Here is a 19,894-nt window from a genome sequence, read left to right on the forward strand (position 1 = left end):
CAATGGAAGAAAAAACCCACTGGCTCGATCAGCCCCGCAACATCAAGCTGCTGTGGCGCGGTTTTCTGCTTGTGCTCGTGCTCACGGTGCTGGCTGAGTTGGTGGTGCCTTTGCACCCCCATTTTGAAATCGACGCCATTTTTGGTTTCAACGCCTGGTTTGGCCTGCTGATGTGCGCTTTTTGGGTGGTTGTTGCCTTGGGTTTGGCGCAGGTGCTGAAACGACCCGAGTCCTATTACGGCAAAGACAATGACTGAGGTTTTGTTTCATCCCGGGCTGGTGCTCATTGTTGGCGCCCTGCTGCTGCCTTTTTTGCGCGGTACGGCTCGTTCGGTTGCGATTGTGGCTTTGCCGCTGCTCGTGCTGGCGCTGGTGTGGCAGGTGCCCGACGGACCTGCCTGGCAACTGCGTTTTCTGGATTACACCCTCACACCGCTACAGGGCGACAAACTGTCGCGCCTGTTTGCGACCATCTTCGCGCTGATGGCCACTGGCGGTGGCCTGTTTGCCATAACGCAAAAAAGCCGAGTCGAGGTGCCCGCAGCCTTTGTCTATGCCGGTTCGGCCATTGGCGTGGCCCTGGCTGGAGATCTGGTCACGGTCTTTGTGTTCTGGGAACTGATGGCGGTCGGCTCAACCCTGGTACTGTGGAGCCAGGGCACCGAAGCAGCTTACCGCGCGGCCAGGCGCTACCTGATGATTCATCTGCTGGGCGGCGTGGTGCTGTTTGCCGGTGTCACCGGCCAAATCGTCAACACCGGTGATGTAACCTTCGCGCGTTTGGGGCTTGATTCGCCCGCCCACTGGCTGATTCTGATCGGATTCCTGATCAACGTTGCGGCACCGCCGCTGTCGGCTTGGCTGCCGGATGCTTACCCCGAGGCATCCTGGAGCGGGACTGTGTTCCTGTCGGCGTTCACCACCAAAACGGCGGTCTATGTGCTGATTCGTGGTTTTCCAGGCACCGAATTGCTCATCTGGCTTGGCCTGTTCATGGCCTTTTACGGCATCATTTACGGCTTGCTGGAAAACGACATACGCCGCATCCTGGCCTACACCATCGTCAACCAGGGTGGCCTGATGATGGTCGGCGTTGGCCTTGGCACCGAGATGTCGCTCAATGGCGCGACCGCGCAGGCCTTTGCCGGCGTCATTTACGTGGCGCTGTTGCTGATGTCGGCTGGCTCGGTCATGCAAATGACCGGCAAACGCAAGTGCACCGAGTTGGGCGGTCTGGTGCGCACCATGCCCTTGACGGCAGTCTGTGGCACGGTCGGTGCGCTGGCCGTTTCAGCTTTTCCGTTTACCTCCGGTTTCATCTCGAAGTCGATGGTCTCGCAGGCCGCACTTGATGGCCATCTGCTGTGGGTCTGGCTGTTGCTCACCGCTGCTTCAGCGGGCGCATTTTTGCACGCCGGCCTTAAGTTTCCCTGGTTTGTGTTCTTCCACAAGGACTCGGGGCTGCGCCCCGCCGAACCACCGCTGAGCATGCGCTGGGCCATGGTCATCTTTTCGTTTCTTTGCATCGCGCTGGGCGTCTGGCCTGAGCCGCTGTATGCACTGCTGCCCTACCACGTCAGTTACGTGCCCTATACCGGGGCGCATGTGGTGACACAACTGCAGTTGCTACTGTTCTCTGGTCTGGCCTTCTTTGTGCTGCTGCCTTACCTGAAACGCACGCTGACCATCACACTCGATACGGATTGGATGTGGCGCTTTGTGCTGCCGGCGCTGCTGCACAAGGTGGGGATGCCGTTAATGAAAGCCTGGAACCTGCTGGTCCATGCGGCCTACGTGCTGATCACCGAGTCCATGGCTCTGGTGCTCTACCAGCATCGCCAGGACGGGCGGTTTGCGCGAACCTGGTCCACCCGAAGCATGGCCATGTGGGTGCTGGTCCTGCTGCTTGGTTTTCTCATCCTGTACTACGTCTGAGTCTGACGCGAATTTTTTCGGCACAGCCCAAGGTGAAGAGGCATCAGCTTGAGTAGTCAACCTCAGCGCGCCGATGCTGGGCGCACTATAAAAAAAAGCCACCCGAAGGTGGCTTTTCAAGAAAAATTGCGAGGCAATTATTTCTTGACTTATTTAGAAGCGGCAGAAGCTGCGGGAGCAGCAGCGTCGGAGGCAGCGGGAGCAGCAGGTGCAGCTTCAACAGCAGGTGCTGGTGCAGCCACAGGAGCCGGTGCAGGCGCAGGAGCTTCTTCTTTTTTGCCACAGGCAGAGAGAGCAGCAGCAGCAGCGATCACAGCGATCAGAACGAGAGATTTATTCATATGTAATACCTGATAAAAAAGACAATTTCCGGAAATTGATTCGTGGAGCCCCACAAAACCAGGCCGGTTAACTGAATGTTGAACCGGCTTGGGGGCAAATTATAGTTTTAAACTACTGGTTTTTACGCTTGACCGAAAACTCAAAATATGTTTGCAACAATCTATTGGATTCATCATTTGCCTCAATTTTGAGCATCCAGCCACCCTGCCGCGCACCATGCCGCTAACAAAACAAGCGCTTGCACACTGAGCTTTGCCACATCCCTGCCGGTCAAATAGCGGCTGTTGGCCAAAGCACGCATCAAGGTGGCGTCCCGACCTGAAGCGCTGAAACTTTCGCCATTGATGAAAATATGGTGGGGATCAAACATCATTTTGGTACGTCGGTCCAGACGAACCCCCCGCGCTTTCATCGCCTGCGTGTCGTCAGCCGACCCGACACGCGCTTCAAACCAGACATTAGGCTTGGGCTCGGTCATGTATTCACCCAGCCCGCGAGCCAGGGCCAGACTGTCTTGCAGGGCATCCTGCAGTGCGTTCTGGGCAAACTCCATCATCGTGGCCGGTATTTCAGCCGGTTGATTCACGGCAGGCTGATTTGGGTCCCGGTACAAACCCACGCCCACAACCTCTTCGGCATCTTCAGCCAGGCGTTGCAACAATTCCCGCGCCAGTTCGCCCCGGTTGGGAATGCGAAAGCCAATGGAATAGGTCATACATTCGCCCACAGCAATGCCATCATGGGCATAACGCGGGGGCAAATACAGCAGGTCGCCCGGCTCCAGCAGGTATTCCACCTCCGGCTCAAAATTGGCCAGAATCTTCAGAGGCACATCGGGCTGCAGGCTGAGGTCCTTCTGACGTCCGATGCGCCAGCGTCTTTGGCCCTGCGCCTGCAGCAAAAACACGTCGTAGCTGTCATAGTGCGGCCCCACGCCGCCACCATCGGTGGCAAAACTGATCATCAGGTCATCCAACCGGGCATCAGGTACAAACCGGAACTGGTTCATCAGGTCATGCACCCGGTCATGGTGCAAATCGACACCCTGCACAAGAATGGTCCAGCCCGCCTGTTTCAGCGGCGGCAAGGCGCGGCGCTGAAACGGTCCGTGCTTGAAACGCCACCCCGGTTTGCTGCCCGGCTCCTGGATGACCATGCGGGTCTGGGCGTCCTCATTGGCTGCCAGTTCAAACAGTTGCGCGCGGTCCAGCAGGGGCTTGAAGCCGGGAATCGCTTGTCTGACCAGCAGTGGCTTCTTTTGCCAATAGCGCTTCATGAACAATTGGGGGCTGATGCCGCCTAATAAAGGCAGCGCTTGGGTGACATCCATGGGGTTCTCCGTTGGGGTTTTTGTCTGCGACAATTCTCGTATGGAAATCACACAACAATGCGTCGTCGCTTTAAGCTGGACACTCAAAGACTCTTTGGGTGAAGAACTGGACGTGCTCGATGAGCCCGTGGAATTTTTGGTCGGGGGCGGTGACTTGTTTGAAGTCATTGAGGCCGCGCTGCAAGGCCACACGGTTGGCGCCACGGTCAACCTGCACATCGAACCCGAGCAGGGCTTTGGCGAGTTCAATGACCAGTTGATCTTTCTGGAACGTCGCGAACTCTTTCCACCCGAACTGGAGGAGGGTCTGACCTTCGAGGGAGCCGCCCTGCCCGCTGGCTGTACCCCGGACATGCCCAAGGATGTGCTCTACACCGTGACTGACATTTACCCCGAGCATGTGGTGCTGGACGGCAACCATCCGCTCGCTGGCATTGCGCTGCATCTGACGTTGCAGGTGCGCGGTGTGCGCGAAGCCACGGAAGCTGAAATTGGATGTGGCAGCGCAGGCACCGGTTTTTTCAAGATCACCCCCATGCACAATCTGGCACCGGGCAGCAGTTCTCTGCATTAACGGGAGCGGCACAAATCGTTGTCAGACGGCGTCAAGCCTTGCCGGTTGAGCCGTAGCCACCTTCACCGCGCACGCTGGCTGGAAACTCGGTCACCACATTGAACTGGACCTGAACCACCGGCACGATGACCAGTTGGGCAATGCGCTCCATGGGTTCAATGGTGAATGCGACGTCGCTGCGGTTCCATGCGCTCACCATCAGCTGACCCTGGTAATCACTGTCGATCAAACCCACCAGATTGCCCAACACGATGCCGTGCTTGTGACCCAGACCGGAGCGCGGCAGGATCATGGCGGCAAACCCGGGGTCCTGCAAATAAATCGCAATGCCGGTGGGCACCAGATGCCAGGCATTGGCAGTCAACGTCAGCGGAGCGTCAAGACAGGCGCGCAAATCCAGACCGGCACTGCCGGGTGTCGCATAGGCGGGCAATAGCTCTGCCATGCGCGGATCAACCACTTTCACATCAATTTTCATCATTGACTTCTCCCGCACCAATCCGATGGGCAACTTCCGCCATTAATTTGCGAGCAAGCGACAGCTTGGAGTCGCGTGACAACTCACGCGCCCCGTTTTCATCCACCAACAGCAGCGCATTGTCATCTTGCCCAAAAGTGTCCGGGCCGATGTTCCCCACCAGCAGCGGCACGCCCTTGCGCGCCCGCTTGGCTTGCGCGTTGGCCATCAGATCGTGACTTTCTGCGGCAAACCCGACACAGAAAAGCGCGCGGCTCCTGCCCCGCTCCGACTGGGCCAGGGTCGCCAGAATGTCCGGATTTTCAACAAACTGCAATTCTGGCGGTTGGCCGCTGCCGTCTTTCTTGATTTTTGATTCCGAGGTGCTGGCGGGCCGCCAGTCTGCCACCGCCGACGCTGCAATGAAGATGGATGCAGTCGGCTCATGCTGTTTCACAGCCGTCAGCATGTCCAGTGCAGATTTCACATCGATCCGGTTGACGCCGCGCGGCGTTGGCAAACTGACAGGTCCGGCCACCAACGTCACGGTGGCGCCGGCTTCGCGGGCGGCACGGGCAATGGCAAAACCCATCTTGCCACTCGACAGATTGGTGATGCCACGCACCGGGTCAATGGCTTCATAAGTTGGACCGGCAGTGATCAGAACCTGTTGACCGGCCAACACTTTGGGTTGGAAAAAGGAGATCAGTTCGTCCAGAAGTTCCATTGGCTCGAGCATGCGGCCGTCGCCGGTTTCACCACACGCCTGATCGCCGTGGCCCACACCCAGCACAACAGCGCCATCGGCCTGCACCTGCACCACATTGCGCTGGGTCGCCGGGTGTAGCCACATTTCCCGGTTCATGGCCGGCGCAATCAGCAAGGGCACCCGGTCTGCCGGGCGGGCCAGGCACATCAAAGTGAGCAGATCGTCAGCCTGTCCCTGCGCCAGCTTGGCAATAAAGTCGGCGCTGGCGGGCGCAACCAGGCAGACATCGGCTTCCCTGGTGAGGTTGATATGCGCCATGTTGTTGGCCGCACGCGGGTCCCATTGCGAGCCATACACCGCGCGCTGGCTCAAGGCCTGCATGGTGACGGGTGTCATGAACTGCTCTGCCGCTTGCGTCATGACCACCTGAACCGTGGCGCCAGCCTTGAGCAACAAACGGCACAGTTCGGCCGCCTTGTAGCAGGCAATGCCGCCCGAGAGACCCAAAACAATGTGTTTTTCAGCTAAATCTTTCATGCGTCGCAATGTAACAGACCACACAGAAGGCATGGAGGTGGACTCTATAATCTGTCTTTACCAGCTTCCCGAGCTCATAACTCACTCTGACATGACCAAATTTGTCTTCGTCACCGGCGGTGTAGTGTCTTCCCTGGGCAAGGGAATTGCCTCCGCCTCACTTGCTGCGATCCTGGAATCGCGCGGCCTCAAAGTCACCTTGATCAAGCTTGATCCCTATCTGAATGTGGACCCGGGCACCATGTCGCCGTTTCAGCATGGTGAGGTGTTTGTAACGGACGATGGTGCTGAAACCGATCTGGATCTGGGTCACTACGAGCGTTTTATCGAAACGCGCATGAAGAAGACCAATAACTTCACCACGGGTCAAATTTACAAAAGTGTGCTCGAAAAAGAGCGTCGGGGTGATTACCTCGGCAAAACGGTGCAGGTGATTCCGCATGTCACCAATGAAATTCAGGACTTCATCAAGCGCGGCGCCGGTTTTGGCACCCCTGAGGGAGTCGATGTGGCCATTGTCGAAATTGGCGGTACCGTGGGCGACATTGAGTCGCTGCCCTTTCTCGAGGCGGTGCGCCAGCTCAGCCTGCAACTGGGCCCCAACAACAGTGCGTTTGTCCATTTGAGCTATGTGCCCTGGATTGCCGCGGCGGGTGAGCTCAAGACCAAACCGACCCAACATACCGCCAAGCAACTGCGAGAGATCGGCATTCAGGCCGACGCGCTGCTGTGCCGTGCCGATCGCCCGATCCCCGAGGAAGAGCGCCAAAAGATTTCATTGTTTTCCAACGTGCCGATTTGGGGAGTGATCTCGATGTGGGACGTGGACACCATTTACAAGGTGCCGCGCATGTTGCATGAGCAGGGGCTGGACGGCCTGATCTGCGACAAGTTGCGCCTGAACACGCCGCCCGCCAGCCTCAAGCGCTGGGATGATCTGGTGTATGAAACCGCCCACCCACAGGGCGACGTCAATATCGTCATGGTTGGCAAATACGTGGAGTTGAGCGACAGCTACAAGTCGCTGAACGAAGCGCTGCGCCATGCCGGCATGAAGAACCATGTGCGCATCAAAATTGACTACATCGACTCGGAAACCATCACCCCCGACAACGTGGCCCGCCTGGCCAAGTTCGATGCGATTCTGGTGCCGGGTGGCTTCGGTGTGCGCGGCGTGGAAGGCAAGATATGCGCGGCCCGCTTTGCGCGCGAGAACAAGGTGCCCTATCTGGGTATTTGTCTGGGCATGCAGGTTGCCACCATCGAGTTCGCGCGCCATGTGGCCGGCCTCACCGAAGCCAACAGCACGGAGTTCAATCCAACGACGCCACAACCGGTCATTGCCCTGATCACTGAATGGAAAGACGAAGACGGCAGTATCAAGAAACGCAACGAAGATTCCGACCTTGGCGGCACCATGCGCCTTGGCGCGCAAAGCTCAGATGTGACCAAGGGCACGCTGGCGCACAAGATCTACGGTGATGTGGTCACCGAGCGCCATCGTCATCGCTACGAGGCCAACGTGAATTACCTCGACACGCTGCGCCAGGCCGGTCTGGTGATCTCCGCCTTGACACAGCGCGAACACCTGACCGAAATTGTGGAACTGCCGCAAGACGTGCATCCCTGGTTTGTGGGCGTCCAGTTTCACCCCGAATTCAAGTCGACGCCGTGGAACGGCCACCCCCTCTTCAACGCCTTCGTCCGGGCGGCGCTCGACCATCAATGCATCGCCACCACCCTGAAGGCGGTGGCCTGATGAAGCTGTGTGGTTTTGACGTCGGCTTGCAGCAGCCGTTTTTTCTGATTGCCGGTCCCTGCGTGATTGAGTCCGAGCAATTGCAGATGGACACGGCTGGCACGCTCAAGGAAATCACACAAGAGTTGGGCATCCCGTTTATTTTCAAGAGCAGCTTCGACAAGGCCAATCGCTCCAGTGGCGGCACATTCCGCGGCCCCGGCATCGACAAAGGTCTGGAGATTCTGGCCAAGGTCAAGCGCGAATTGGGTTTGGCCGTGCTAACCGACATTCACTCGGAAGACCAGATCGCGCAAGTGGTGGCCGTGGTGGACGTTCTGCAAACCCCGGCCTTTTTGTGCCGCCAAACCGACTTCATACGCGCGGTGGCGCAGTCTGGCAAGCCCGTCAACATCAAAAAAGGGCAATTTCTGGCTCCCGGTGACATGAAAAATGTGATCGACAAAGCGCGCGCTGCTGCCCGCGAAAAAGGCCTGCCTGAAGACAACTTCATGGCCTGCGAACGCGGTGTCAGCTTTGGCTACAACAACCTGGTGAGCGACATGCGCTCGCTGGCCATCATGCGCGAAACCGGTGCGCCGGTGGTGTTCGATGCCACCCACTCGGTGCAATTACCCGGCGGCCAAGGCACCAGCAGCGGCGGCCAGCGTGAGATGGTGCCGGTGCTGGCGCGCGCGGCGGTGGCAGTGGGCGTGGCCGGACTCTTCATGGAAACGCACCCTGATCCAGCCAAAGCCCTCAGTGACGGCCCCAACGCCGTGCCGCTCAAACACATGCGAGCCCTGCTTGAAACCCTGCTGGCGCTGGACCGGGTGACCAAGCGGCATGGATTTCTAGAGAACCATTTTGCCGCCTGACCCATTTGCTAAAGTTTTATTTACTTTCAATTTTTTAAAGAAAGAACCCCATGAGTGCAATCGTTGACATTGTTGGTCGTGAAATTCTGGACTCCCGTGGCAACCCCACGGTTGAGTGCGATGTGTTGCTGGAGTCGGGCACCATGGGCCGCGCCGCGGTGCCGTCGGGTGCCTCCACCGGCAGCCGAGAGGCGATTGAGTTGCGTGATGGCGACAAGTCCCGCTACCTCGGCAAGGGTGTTCTGAAAGCGGTCGAGTACATCAACACAGAAATTTCCGAGGCCGTGCTGGGCCTGGATGCTTCCGAGCAAGGGTTTCTGGACAAGACTCTGATCGACCTGGATGGCACCGAAAACAAGAGCCGCCTGGGTGCCAATGCCATGCTGGCCGTCTCCATGGCCGTGGCCCGCGCCGCCGCCGAAGAATCCGGCTTGCCGCTGTATCGCTACTTTGGCGGCATGGGCGGCATGCAATTGCCAGTGCCGATGATGAACGTCATCAACGGTGGCGCGCATGCCAACAACAGCCTTGATTTGCAGGAATTCATGATTATCCCGCTGGGCGCTCCCAGTTTCCGCGAAGCCCTGCGTTACGGCGCTGAAGTGTTCCATGCCTTGAAGAAAATCATCGACGAAAAAGGCATGAGTACCGCCGTTGGTGACGAGGGTGGTTTTACGCCCAGCGTGGAAAACCATGAAGCCGCCATCCAGTTGATTTTGCAGGCAATCGACAAAGCCGGCTACACCGCAGGTGAGCAGATTGCCATCGGCCTGGATTGCGCCGCCAGCGAGTTTTACAAAGATGGCCATTACCACCTTCAGGGCGAAGGTCTGGTGTTGACTGCCGAAGCCTGGACCGACATGCTGGCCACCTGGGTGGACAAATACCCGATCATCAGCATCGAAGACGGCATGGCCGAGGGTGATTGGGACGGCTGGAAAGTCCTGACCGACCGTCTGGGCAAGCAGGTGCAAATTGTGGGTGACGACCTGTTTGTCACCAACACCAAGATTTTCAAGGAAGGCATCGACAAAGGCATCGCCAATTCGATCCTGATCAAGATCAACCAGATTGGCACCCTGACCGAGACCTTTGCCTGCATCGAGATGGCGAAAAAGGCGGGTTACACCGCAGTCATCAGTCACCGCTCGGGTGAAACAGAAGACTCCACCATTGCCGACATTGCTGTGGGCACCAACGCCGGACAAATCAAAACCGGGTCGCTCAGCCGCTCCGATCGCATGGCCAAATACAACCAGTTGCTGCGCATTGAAGAAGATCTGGGTGAAATCGCCAGCTACCCTGGGCGCGCTGCCTTCTACAACCTTCGCTGAGGTCTGCCATGGGCTCACGCTCGGTGATGCTCCTCCTGATTGCCCTGCTCGTGGTTTTGCACGCGCAGTTGTGGCTGGGGCGTGGCAGCATATCGAACGTGGCTCAGCTACAGGCACAACTCAAGATGCAAGCCGAGCTTAACCAGCAAGCAGTGCTGGCCAACCAGCAACTTGCCGCCGAAGTTCGGGATTTGAAAGAAGGTCTGGAAATGATTGAAGAGAAGGCGCGCCTGGAGCTGGGCATGATCAAGGCAAATGAAATTTTTGTCCAAATCGCACGGCCCTGAACGCATCTTTTTTTCACACGGTTCTTGCCACCAGCGGCGTTGGCGACACTACAATCAATTTGCCTGCCGTGTATGCCGGGTTTTATATTTCCTTGAACCAATGCTCTTAGAGCTCGGGCTTGGAACATTGTCTTGTCAGCGTGATCGTCTCGCGTTAGATGAACCCAAGACATCGACTGACCTCGCCCACCTGAACCCCGGTTCAGGATGAGGATCCGGTGACATGCGCAGGCACCCTACCCACTTCCTGCCAGATGCAGTTTGAACCCCTGTTAATTATTGAACTGGCAACACTCGGCTTGTGCACGGGTTTTCTGGCCGGACTGCTGGGCATTGGCGGCGGCATGGTCATGGTGCCTTTCATGACCATCATCCTGACCAACCGCGGTGTGGCCCCTGAACTGATCATCAAAATGGCCATCGCCACCTCCATGGCGACCATTGTTTTCACTTCCATCTCCAGTGTGCGGGCACACCACAAACGAGGCGCCGTGCGCTGGGACCTGGTCAAAAAGTTAACCCCAGGGATCGTCCTGGGTGGCATGATTGCCAGCATGGGTGTCTTTGCCCTGCTCAAAGGGTCCTCACTGGCCGTTTTCTTTGCGCTGTTTGTCGGCTTTTCAGCCACGCAAATGTTTTTGGATAAAAAACCGCCGCCAAGTCGGGAAATTCCTGGCAGCCTCGGTTTGCTCGGTGCCGGCTCGGTGATTGGTTTTTTGTCGGGTCTGGTGGGGGCTGGTGGCGGTTTTATCAGCGTGCCGTTCATGACCTGGGTGAACGTATCGATCCACAACGCTGTGGCGACCTCTGCCGCGCTCGGTTTTCCGATCGCCCTTGCCAGCGCGACAGGTTATATTTTGAGCGGCTTGACGCTTGAGCACCTGCCACCCTACTCTCTGGGCTACATCTGGTTGCCAGGCTTGCTCGTCATTGCGAGCTGTAGCGTTTTAACGGCGCCACTCGGGGCAAAGGCTGCGCACAAACTTCCCGTGAAACGCCTGAAACGTGTGTTCGCCAGCATTTTGTATCTCTTGGCCGCTTACATGCTGTACAAGGGCTGGCTGACTTCGTAGCAAAAAAAACCGCCCGTGTTGCCACTGGCGGTTTTTTTGGACTGACCGGTATCAGGCTGTTTCGCCGTACACCGAAACGGTAATTTCAACCACCACATCAGTGTGCAGTGCAACACTGACCGTGCTGTCACTGACCGTCTTGATCGGGCCATTGGGCATGCGAACCTGAGACTTGGCCACAGCAAAGCCTGCTTTGGTCAGTTCTTCGGCGATGTCAGCATTGGTCACGGAGCCAAACAAGCGGCCATCCACGCCGGCTTTTTGCGTCAACTTGCAGGCGTGACCGGCAAGCTTCTCACCGATCGCCTGGCATTCGGCCAGTTTGGCGGCTGCCGCTTTTTCGAGTTCAGCACGGCGTGCTTCGAACTCTTGCTTGGCAGATGCCGTGGCGCGGCGAGCGCGACCTGACGGAATCAGAAAATTGCGGGCATAACCGTCCTTGACACGAACGATCTCACCCAGGGTACCAAGGTTCACCACCTTGTCGAGCAGAATGATTTGCATGGTTGTGGTCCTTAGATCTTGTGCTGGTCGCTGTAAGGCAGCATCGCCAAAAAGCGTGCGCGCTTGATAGCCGTGTTGAGCTGACGCTGGAAAATGGCGCGTGTACCCGTCAAACGCGCGGGGATGATCTTGCCATTTTCAGCAATGAAGTCACGCAAGGTGTCGATGTCCTTGTAGTCGATTTCTTCGACGCCAGTCACCGTGAAGCGGCAAAAGCGCTTGCGCTTGAACAGCAGATTTTGTGCGGGGCGCTTTGGGCGCTTGTCTTTGTTATTGAAACGTTTTGGTCCGGCCATGATGGACTCCTTAAATTTTTAAAAAACTTTAACTTTGAGCAAATTCCTGAACATGAAACACCAGTTGTTTGCTACCGCGTGGAGAAGCCAAAAAGCCCTTGAAGAGCCAACTGCTTCCGAGTTCCTGTTGGGCCAATCGCTCAGCCACAGAACCAAATGACACGGATTTCAAAAGTGCTTTGACTTGTCTCGTCTGACCGGCTTCAACTGCTTCGGAGGCATGCTCCAACAAACAGTTCAAGGCCGGCACACCAGAGGGCGTATAACGCATGGTGCTTGATTCGACAATTTGCGCCGTTAATACGAATTGATTAACGGCTACGTTGGCACTCGGTGTTGTCACTCAGGAAATTTAAGCCTGGTATTCGGCTTGCTGCGTTTTGCGAGCGTCTTCGCGCTCAACGGTCTTCATCATGGAAGATGGGCCGGTTTCAGCCTTTTTCTTCAGAACCGTCAAATGGCGCAACACGGCATCGTTGAACTTGAAAGCATGCTCAAGTTCAGCCATGACCGCCTGGTCGGCTTCGATGTTGACGCACAGGTAATGGGCCTTGGCCAATTTGTTGATCAGATAGACCAACTGGCGACGACCCCAGTCTTCGACACGGTGCACTTTGCCACCGCCGGCAACGATCATGCCCTTGTAACGTTCCAGCATGGCTGGAACTTGTTCGCTCTGATCCGGATGAATCATGAGGATAATTTCATAATGACGCATTGAAACTCCTTCTGGATAAACCTCTAAAGAGGCAAGAAACCGCCCTCAGCGTCTAATTGAGGTGCGGTAAGGTAACTCGCGATTATAGCCAGTTAATCTTTTGGCATCGCTCAGCGCGCACTTGCAGCAGAGCCCCGGGTCAGCCAGCTCAGGACAATCGTCACCAACAATCCCGCGCCCACGCCAAAAACTCCTGCCGAAACGGGCTCGATCCTGAACCAGAGACCGGAGCCTTCCAGATTCAGCATGGTTCTGACCGCGGTCATGTTGATCAGCATGTAATAAACCGTTACTGACAAGCCGGTCAACATACCCGCCACGGCCGCAAAACGGGTCACACCAGCCCAAAAAATACTCAAGATCATGACGGGCACAAAGGCCGAACCAGCCAGGGAAAACGAGGCAGAGACCATAAAAAGAATGTCAGCAGGACGCTGCGCTGCCGCATAGGCGGCCACCAAGGCCACCAGCAGGAGCGCAAACTTTGACAGCATCACACGGCGCACCGATCCGGCACGATCTGCGTTTTTCCACAAAAACAAGTCATGCGCCAAGGCGTTGCCAATGGTGAGCAACAAGCCGTCGGCTGTTGACAATGCCGCAGCCAAACCGCCAGCCGCGACCAGACCAGACACCACATACGGCAGGCCGCCCAATTCTGGCGTGGCCAGCATGACGATGTCAGGACCCAGTTGCAGTTCCGCAAACTGCAGGATACGGTCGCCATTGATGTCACTGACAGAGATCAGGGTCGGATCAAGCTTGGTCCATTGCGCGATCCAGACCGGCAAATCATCAAAGCGCATGCCAACCAATTGGCTCATGACCTCAAACTTCACCAACACGGCCAGTGCGGGCGCAGAAAGATACAGGAGGGCAATAAAAAACAGAGACCATGTGGCCGAGTTCCTGGCTTCGGCCACGGTTCTGGTGGTGTAAAAACGCGTCAGCAAATGGGGCAGCCCCGCCGTGCCAATCATGAGGCAGAACATCAGTGCCAAAAAGTTTCGCCGGGACGCGTCGAACAATGATTGCTCTTCAGCCGTTCCCTGTGGGTTGCCTGCAAAGGGCTGGGTGTGCGTGGGCATGCCCGCCAAAGGCTGGGCGCGTGCCAGATCTTCCTGCATGGCCTGCGTCCAGCGCTCGCGTGCCGTGGCCTCGTCACGCGGCAAGGCGGCCAGCTGACGCCTCGCCGTCACGATAACTGACTCATCCGCTTGCGCTGCCGTCAGGCGCTGAATCATTTCTTTTTGGTCCCTTTTTTCCTGTTCAAGTGAGGCGGGCAATTGCATCAACTTGCGCTCGTACTCGGTGGCGCGCCGCTGGTATTCCAGGACCACCTGCTGTTCAGCGGGTGAATTCAGCAGTTGCGATTCCAGCGCTGAAATTTTCGGCAGCTGTTGACCATAAACCACGGCAGCCACCGGGTTGCCCAACTGCTTGTAGGCAAGCCAGGACACCGGAATCAAAAACGCCAGGATCACCACCACATACTGCGTGACCTGCGTCCACGTGACCGCGCGCATGCCGCCCAGAAACGAGCACACCAGCACGCCACCCAGACCCAGCAGGATGCCAATCTCGAACTGGACACCTGTCAGGCGGGACGTGATCAGACCAACGCCATAAATTTGTGCCACCACGTAAGTGAAAGAACACAAAACCGCGGACCAGGCAGCAATGATGCGCGGCCAGCGGCCGCCAAAACGATGGCCAAAATAATCTGGCAAGGTATATAGGTTGAGTTTCCTCAGATACGGTGCGACAAACAGCGCGACCAGACAAAAGCCCCCTGTCCAGCCCAGCACGTAGACCAAACCGCCAGGCTCAGTGCCTGATCCTGAAAAGCCCTGCAAATAAAGCCCGCCCGCCATGCTGATGAACGAAGCGGCGCTCATCCAGTCAGCGGCAATGGCCATGCCGTTGTACATCGCAGGAATACGCCGGCCCGCCACATAATATTCCGACGCATTGGAAGTACGCCCGTAAATGCCGATCAACGCGTAGAGAAAAACGGTGGCAAAAAGAAAAGTGGCGCCCACCCAGATTTTCCGCAACCCGTTTTGCTCGGCCAGCGCCAGCGCCACGATGAACATGATGAGCAACACCACAAAAGTGGCAAACCGGCGATGAATACGGCGGTTGTACGCCAAGATGTCGGCTGTAACCGGTGGCGCCGGTCCCTCCTGCCTATTGGCAACCCAGGCAAATACTGCCACGATGCCGATGAAAATGATGACACTGCCCTGCGCGGCAAACCAGTAGGACACTGGCCAACCTGCGACGATTTGCATCAGGTCATTGGCAAAGAAAACGACACCAAAAGACGCGGCAAACCACACCAGCAAAAGCCAGCCGTGCAAACGGGTCAGGTTTGCAGTCGGCAGACTCTTGCCTGTGGTCACGTCGGCGTCAACCATCAATGGATGCCAGCGTCCTCAGCCAATGACACCACGCACCACTTACTTGCCTTGGGCAAGATTTTGCCAAGTGGCCACCACGGTATCAGGATTCAACGATATCGACGATATGCCCTGTGCCATCAACCAGGTCGCAAAGTCCGGGTGATCGCTGGGCCCCTGGCCGCAAATCCCGATGTACTTGCCTTCTGCCAGACAGGCCTGGATTGCCTGACTGATCAAGCTCGTGACGGCAGGGTCGCGTTCGTCGAAGTCCTTGGCCAGCACTTCCAGTCCGGAGTCGCGGTCCAGCCCCAGGGTCAGCTGGGTCAAATCGTTGGAGCCAATCGAAAAGCCGTCGAAGAACTGCAGGAACTCCTTGGCCAGAATCGCGTTGCTGGGAATCTCGCACATCATGATCAGCTTGAGCCCATCCACGCCGCGCTTGAGCCCTTTTTGCGCCAGCAACTCGGTCACCTTTTGTGCTTGCCCCAAGGTGCGCACAAATGGCACCATCACCTGCACATTGGTCAGGCCCATATCGTTGCGAACGCGCTTGAGAGCTTCGCACTCCATGGCAAACGCCTCGCCAAAATCGGCGCTGATGTAACGCGCGGCACCGCGAAAACCCAGCATCGGGTTTTCTTCTTCGGGTTCGTAACGGCTGCCACCAATGAGTTTGCGGTATTCGTTGCTCTTGAAGTCCGACAAACGAACAATCACCGGCTTGGGCCAGAATGCAGCGGCGATGGTGGCCACCCCTTCCGCCACACGGTCCACATAAAAAGCGCGCGGTGAAGCATGACCCCGCGCCACCGACTCCACCGCTTTTTTCAGGTCCGAATCAATGTTGGGGTAATCCAGGATCGCCTTGGGGTGCACACCAATATTGTTGTTGATGATGAACTCCAGGCGCGCCAGACCAACACCTGAGTTGGGCAACTGGCAGAAATCAAACGCCAGTTGGGGGTTGCCCACATTCATCATGATCTTGACGTCGATCTCGGGCATCTGACCGCGCAGCACTTCGGTCACTTCGGTTTCCAGCAGGCCGTCATAAACGAATCCGGTATCCCCTTCGGCACAACTGACTGTGACCAGCATGCCGTCCTTGAGCACCTGGTCAGCATGGCCGCAGCCCACCACCGCAGGAATGCCCAGTTCACGCGCAATGATGGCGGCATGGCAGGTACGCCCGCCGCGGTTGGTCACAATGGCCGAGGCACGCTTCATCACCGGTTCCCAGTTGGGGTCGGTCATGTCGGTCACCAGGATATCGCCGGGCTGCACACGGTCCATCTCGCTGAGGTTGTGCACCACCCTGACCGGACCGGTGCCAATTTTTTGGCCAATGGCACGCCCCTCGACCAGCACGTTGCCCTTGCCTTTGAGTTTGTAGCGGTGTTCAGCTTTGCCAGCCGCCTGGCTTTTGACGGTTTCCGGGCGCGCCTGAAGGATGTACAACTCGCCGTCAATGCCGTCTTTGCCCCATTCAATGTCCATCGGGCGGCCGTAATGCTCTTCAATCACCACCGCATAGGCTGCCAGCTTTTGCACATCGGCATCCGTCAGGGAATAACGGTTGCGCAACTCGGTGGGCACATCGGTCGTTTTGACCAACTGTTTGGTAGCAGCCTTTTCCTCGGCGCTTGAAAACTGCATCTGAATCAGCTTGGAGCCCAAATTACGCCGGATCAGCGCCAGTTTGCCGGCCTTGAGCATCGGCTTGTGCACATAAAACTCGTCCGGATTCACCGCGCCCTGCACCACCGTTTCACCCAAACCGTAGCTGGAGGTGATGAACACCACCTGGTCAAAGCCGGACTCGGTATCGAGGGTAAACATGACACCGGCAGCACCCAGGTCGGAGCGCACCATGCGTTGAATACCAGCGCTCAGCGCCACATGCTCATGGGCAAAGCCTTTGTGCACCCGGTAACTGATGGCGCGGTCGTTGTAGAGCGAGGCAAAAACTTCCTTGATTTTGTGCAGGATTTCTTCAATGCCCGTCACATTCAGAAAGGTTTCCTGCTGGCCCGCAAATGAGGCATCGGGCAGGTCTTCGGCGGTGGCTGACGAGCGCACCGCAAACGAGGCCTTGGTGTTGTCGCCAGACAAAACGATGAAGGCCTTGCGGATTTCCTGCTCAAGATCGGCTGGAAAAGGTTGCGATTCGATCATGGCGCGAATTTCGGCACCGGCAACGGCCAGCGCATTCACATCTTCTGTGTCGAGCGTGCTCAGGCGCGCGAAAATTCTGGCGGTCAAGCCGTCAAAAGCCAAAAACTCCCGGAAGGCATGGGCCGTGGTGGCAAAACCCGTGGGAACTTTGACACCAGTTGGCAAATTGGAGATCATTTCCCCCAAACTGGCATTTTTGCCGCCGACTGAGTCCACGTCGGTCATCCTCAGGTCTTCGAATGGAACGACCAAGGCGGTCGCTGCAAATCTTGCTGTCATAAAAAACTCCAGAAGTTAAAAAACCGGGCTTGATCAGGCGCAATTAACCTGCGCCTCATGCTGAGGCAAACGCATCTGTTTGTTGCTTGAATGGATGGATTGTTTGGCGCTCTGAATTTGGTCAGATAATTATTGTAGGCTTTGACTCGCTCGACAATCCATTCCCACCCATTTCCATCATGCCCAATCGCACCGTATTTTTTGTCTCGGATGGCACCGGCATTACTGCCGAAACCTTTGGTCACGCCATCCTGAACCAGTTTGAAGTTGACTTTCGCCAGGTCCGAATGCCTTTTACCGACACGGTGGACAAGGCGCACCAGGTGGTTCGGCAAATCAACCAGGCCAGTGTCCTGGAGGGCAAGAAGCCGCTGGTGTTCACCACCCTGGCCAACGAAGAGGTGATGGCCGTCATCAGGCAGGGCTGCCTGGGCATGTTGATGGACATGTTCGACACCTTTGTGCACCCGCTTGAACTGGAGTTGGGCATCAAGTCCAATCACCGGATTGGACGCTTCAGCGATGCCAGTAAAAGTGAACAGTACCAATCACGCATTGCCGCCATCAACTTTTCGCTCGACCACGACGACGGCCAATCGCATCGCGATCTGGCAAGTTCTGACGTGATCCTGGTGGGCGTCAGCCGCAGCGGCAAAACCCCCACATCGCTTTACCTGGCGATGCAATACGGGCTCAAGGCCTCAAATTACCCACTGATTCCGGAAGATTTTGAACGGCAGGACTTGCCCCCTGCCCTCAAGGCCCATAACAAGAAACTGTTTGGGCTGACGATTCAACCGGAACGCTTAAGTGAAATCCGCAATGAGCGCCGACCAAACTCCAAATACGCTTCGCTGGCCAACTGTCGCCATGAGGTCAGGGAAGCGGAGGCCATGATGCGCCGCTCCGGCATCAAGTGGCTGTCCACCACCACCAAGTCGATCGAAGAAATCGCAACCACTATTTTGCAGGAGTTGCGCATTGAGCACACCGCTTATTGACTTGGGCTTCAAGCCAAATCCAGCGCCGCGATACCAGCGCGCGCAATTTGCGCATCTTCGGTTGATTTCACACCGCTGACCCCGATGGCACCCAGGCATTGCCCGTCTTTCATGATCGGCACACCGCCTTCAAGCATGCCGGACAGGGCGGGCACGCTCAAGAATGAGCCTCTGCCGCCATTGATCATGTCCTCGTACACCTTGCTTTCGCGCCGCCCCAGCGCCGCCGTGTGGGCCTTGGCTGGCGCTATGTGCGCAGAGATGGCGGCGGCGCCATCGAGTCGCTGCAACCACAACAAATGACCACCGTCGTCCACCACGGCAATCGTCACCGGCCAGTTATTTTTAAGCGCTTCAGCTTCGGCCGCAGCGGCCATAATTTTCAAGTCTGAGAATTCAAGTGCAGGTTTGTTTTTCATAAGGTAGGCGCCATCAGATTGGGATGGCCAAAGCATAACCCGGCTCGGCCCCCGATTTGCCGGCATGAAAGGTTAAAGTATCCTCATGAAAAGTAGGAACTCGCAGGGTGCAGACCTCCTGACCAGGAACTATGCACCTTAAAATGGACACGTTTTCATTTGACAGTAACCCAGCAAGGAGTTTGAACATGACTGACAACGTCCAATCCATCGAACGTGGCCATGGCTTTGGCGCCCTGGCGCAAGAGCGCAACAAAGTTCTGCGCAACACCTATTGGCTGCTGGCTCTGAGCCTGATTCCAACCGTGTTGGGTGCCTGGCTGGGTGTGGCCACGGGCATCACCCAATCGCTGGGTGGCGGTATGGGTCTGGTGCTATTTCTGGGCGGCGCCTTTGGATTCATCTACGCCATTGAAAAGACCAAAAATTCTGCCGCCGGTGTTCCGGTATTGCTGGCTTTCACCTTCTTCATGGGCCTGATGTTGTCGCGCATGATTGCCATGGTGCTGGGCTTCAAAAATGGCCCTGACCTGATCATGACGGCCTTTGGCGGTACTGCCGGGGTCTTTTTTGTGATGGCCAGCCTGTCAAGCGTGATCAAGCGTGACCTCTCGGGCATGGGCAAGTGGTTGTTTGTTGGCGCACTGGCAATAATCGTCGGCGGCATCATCAACGTGTTTGTCGGCTCGACCGCCGGCATGATGGCGATCTCGGTGGCAGCCATCGGTGTCTTCAGCGCCTTCATGCTGTATGACCTGAAGCGCATTGTGGACGGCGGTGAAACCAACTACATCAGCGCCACGCTGGCGCTTTACCTTGACATCGTCAACGTGTTCCAGAGCCTGTTGGCATTGCTGGGCATCTTTGGTGGCGAACGCGACTGATCTCAGCGCATCAAAAAAA

At 56.8% G+C, this 19,894-nt stretch carries 21 protein-coding genes; 11 read left to right on the forward strand and 10 right to left on the reverse strand.

Features of this window, described 5'->3' with window-relative positions; translation table 11 throughout:
• Positions 1-2 precede the first annotated feature (2 nt).
• The 3 genes from GPS82_RS01200 to GPS82_RS01210 are packed head-to-tail and all read left to right on the forward strand — an operon-like array spanning position 3 to position 2,289.
• A complete protein-coding gene (locus tag GPS82_RS01200) occupies positions 3-257 on the forward strand; it encodes a hypothetical protein (RefSeq protein WP_296490265.1) in 255 nt (84 codons plus the stop codon).
• Positions 250-1,935: a Na(+)/H(+) antiporter subunit D gene (locus GPS82_RS01205; RefSeq protein ID WP_296490266.1), complete on the forward strand. Its 1,686-nt coding sequence runs from the start codon at positions 250-252 to the stop codon at positions 1,933-1,935. Before GPS82_RS01200 ends, GPS82_RS01205 begins: the two co-directional genes overlap by 8 nt.
• 48 nt (positions 1,936-1,983) lie before the next feature.
• Positions 1,984-2,289, forward strand: a complete 306-nt coding sequence (locus GPS82_RS01210) for a hypothetical protein (protein WP_296490267.1) — start codon at positions 1,984-1,986, stop codon at positions 2,287-2,289.
• A gap of 169 nt (positions 2,290-2,458) precedes the next feature.
• On the opposite strand, the gene GPS82_RS01215 is transcribed toward GPS82_RS01210, so the two are convergent.
• Positions 2,459-3,607: a cupin domain-containing protein gene (locus tag GPS82_RS01215; protein WP_296490269.1), complete on the reverse strand. Its 1,149-nt coding sequence runs from the start codon at positions 3,605-3,607 to the stop codon at positions 2,459-2,461.
• Positions 3,608-3,647: 40 nt separating this feature from the next.
• Between GPS82_RS01215 and GPS82_RS01220 the strand changes: the two genes are divergently transcribed.
• Positions 3,648-4,181: an FKBP-type peptidyl-prolyl cis-trans isomerase gene (locus GPS82_RS01220; RefSeq protein WP_296490270.1), complete on the forward strand. Its 534-nt coding sequence runs from the start codon at positions 3,648-3,650 to the stop codon at positions 4,179-4,181.
• A gap of 31 nt (positions 4,182-4,212) precedes the next feature.
• Here GPS82_RS01220 and dut read toward each other — a convergent pair whose 3' ends face one another.
• Positions 4,213-4,659: a dUTP diphosphatase gene (gene dut, locus GPS82_RS01225; RefSeq protein ID WP_296490271.1), complete on the reverse strand. Its 447-nt coding sequence runs from the start codon at positions 4,657-4,659 to the stop codon at positions 4,213-4,215.
• Positions 4,649-5,884, reverse strand: coding sequence for a bifunctional phosphopantothenoylcysteine decarboxylase/phosphopantothenate--cysteine ligase CoaBC (gene coaBC / locus GPS82_RS01230; protein ID WP_296490272.1), 1,236 nt, complete (start codon positions 5,882-5,884; stop codon positions 4,649-4,651). The genes dut and coaBC overlap by 11 nt, the downstream gene beginning before the upstream one ends.
• Positions 5,885-5,975: 91 nt before the next feature.
• On the opposite strand from coaBC, the gene GPS82_RS01235 reads away from it, so the two are divergent.
• The 5 genes from GPS82_RS01235 to GPS82_RS01255 all read left to right on the forward strand — a co-directional run bounded on the left by GPS82_RS01235 (position 5,976) and on the right by GPS82_RS01255 (position 11,194).
• Positions 5,976-7,643: a CTP synthase gene (locus tag GPS82_RS01235; RefSeq protein WP_296490274.1), complete on the forward strand. Its 1,668-nt coding sequence runs from the start codon at positions 5,976-5,978 to the stop codon at positions 7,641-7,643.
• Positions 7,643-8,500 carry a 3-deoxy-8-phosphooctulonate synthase gene (gene kdsA / locus GPS82_RS01240; protein ID WP_296490309.1) on the forward strand — a complete coding sequence of 286 codons (858 nt, stop codon included), beginning with the start codon at positions 7,643-7,645 and terminating at the stop codon, positions 8,498-8,500. Before GPS82_RS01235 ends, kdsA begins: the two co-directional genes overlap by 1 nt.
• A gap of 50 nt (positions 8,501-8,550) precedes the next feature.
• Complete coding sequence (eno, locus tag GPS82_RS01245) at positions 8,551-9,834, forward strand: phosphopyruvate hydratase (protein ID WP_296490275.1); 1,284 nt, start codon at positions 8,551-8,553, stop codon at positions 9,832-9,834.
• Between the two features lie 8 nt (positions 9,835-9,842).
• Complete coding sequence (locus GPS82_RS01250) at positions 9,843-10,121, forward strand: septum formation initiator family protein (RefSeq protein WP_296490276.1); 279 nt, start codon at positions 9,843-9,845, stop codon at positions 10,119-10,121.
• A 254-nt stretch (positions 10,122-10,375) separates the two neighbouring features.
• Positions 10,376-11,194, forward strand: a complete 819-nt coding sequence (locus tag GPS82_RS01255; RefSeq protein WP_296490278.1) for a sulfite exporter TauE/SafE family protein — start codon at positions 10,376-10,378, stop codon at positions 11,192-11,194.
• 51 nt (positions 11,195-11,245) lie between these two features.
• Here the strand turns inward: GPS82_RS01255 and rplI are convergent, their stop codons facing one another.
• From rplI to ppsA, 6 genes are all read right to left on the reverse strand, one after another.
• Positions 11,246-11,698, reverse strand: coding sequence for a 50S ribosomal protein L9 (gene rplI, locus GPS82_RS01260; protein WP_296490280.1), 453 nt, complete (start codon positions 11,696-11,698; stop codon positions 11,246-11,248).
• A gap of 11 nt (positions 11,699-11,709) precedes the next feature.
• A complete protein-coding gene (gene rpsR, locus GPS82_RS01265) occupies positions 11,710-11,994 on the reverse strand; it encodes a 30S ribosomal protein S18 (RefSeq protein WP_011464487.1) in 285 nt (94 codons plus the stop codon).
• 28 nt (positions 11,995-12,022) lie between these two features.
• Positions 12,023-12,337, reverse strand: coding sequence for a primosomal replication protein N (gene priB / locus GPS82_RS01270; protein WP_296490281.1), 315 nt, complete (start codon positions 12,335-12,337; stop codon positions 12,023-12,025).
• 9 nt (positions 12,338-12,346) lie between these two features.
• On the reverse strand, positions 12,347-12,712 hold the full coding sequence (rpsF, locus tag GPS82_RS01275) for a 30S ribosomal protein S6 (protein ID WP_296159122.1): 366 nt from the start codon (positions 12,710-12,712) through the stop codon (positions 12,347-12,349).
• 110 nt (positions 12,713-12,822) lie between these two features.
• A complete protein-coding gene (locus tag GPS82_RS01280) occupies positions 12,823-15,132 on the reverse strand; it encodes a VC_2705 family sodium/solute symporter (protein WP_296490282.1) in 2,310 nt (769 codons plus the stop codon).
• A gap of 42 nt (positions 15,133-15,174) precedes the next feature.
• Positions 15,175-17,571, reverse strand: a complete 2,397-nt coding sequence (ppsA, locus tag GPS82_RS01285) for a phosphoenolpyruvate synthase (RefSeq protein ID WP_296490283.1) — start codon at positions 17,569-17,571, stop codon at positions 15,175-15,177.
• 179 nt (positions 17,572-17,750) lie between these two features.
• On the opposite strand from ppsA, the gene GPS82_RS01290 reads away from it, so the two are divergent.
• The gene (locus GPS82_RS01290) at positions 17,751-18,572 is read left to right on the forward strand and encodes a pyruvate, water dikinase regulatory protein (RefSeq protein WP_296490285.1); all 822 of its coding nucleotides are present in this window, start codon (positions 17,751-17,753) and stop codon (positions 18,570-18,572) included.
• An 8-nt stretch (positions 18,573-18,580) separates the two neighbouring features.
• On the opposite strand, the gene GPS82_RS01295 is transcribed toward GPS82_RS01290, so the two are convergent.
• Positions 18,581-18,991 (reverse strand): heme-binding protein, encoded by a 411-nt coding sequence (locus GPS82_RS01295; RefSeq protein ID WP_296490287.1) that lies wholly within the window; start codon positions 18,989-18,991, stop codon positions 18,581-18,583.
• A gap of 188 nt (positions 18,992-19,179) precedes the next feature.
• On the opposite strand from GPS82_RS01295, the gene GPS82_RS01300 reads away from it, so the two are divergent.
• Complete coding sequence (locus GPS82_RS01300) at positions 19,180-19,875, forward strand: Bax inhibitor-1/YccA family protein (protein WP_296490288.1); 696 nt, start codon at positions 19,180-19,182, stop codon at positions 19,873-19,875.
• The last annotated feature ends 19 nt before the right edge of the window (positions 19,876-19,894 follow it).

Source organism: Rhodoferax sp. (genome assembly GCF_011391645.1).
In the GTDB taxonomy this organism is placed as follows: domain Bacteria; phylum Pseudomonadota; class Gammaproteobacteria; order Burkholderiales; family Burkholderiaceae_C; genus Rhodoferax.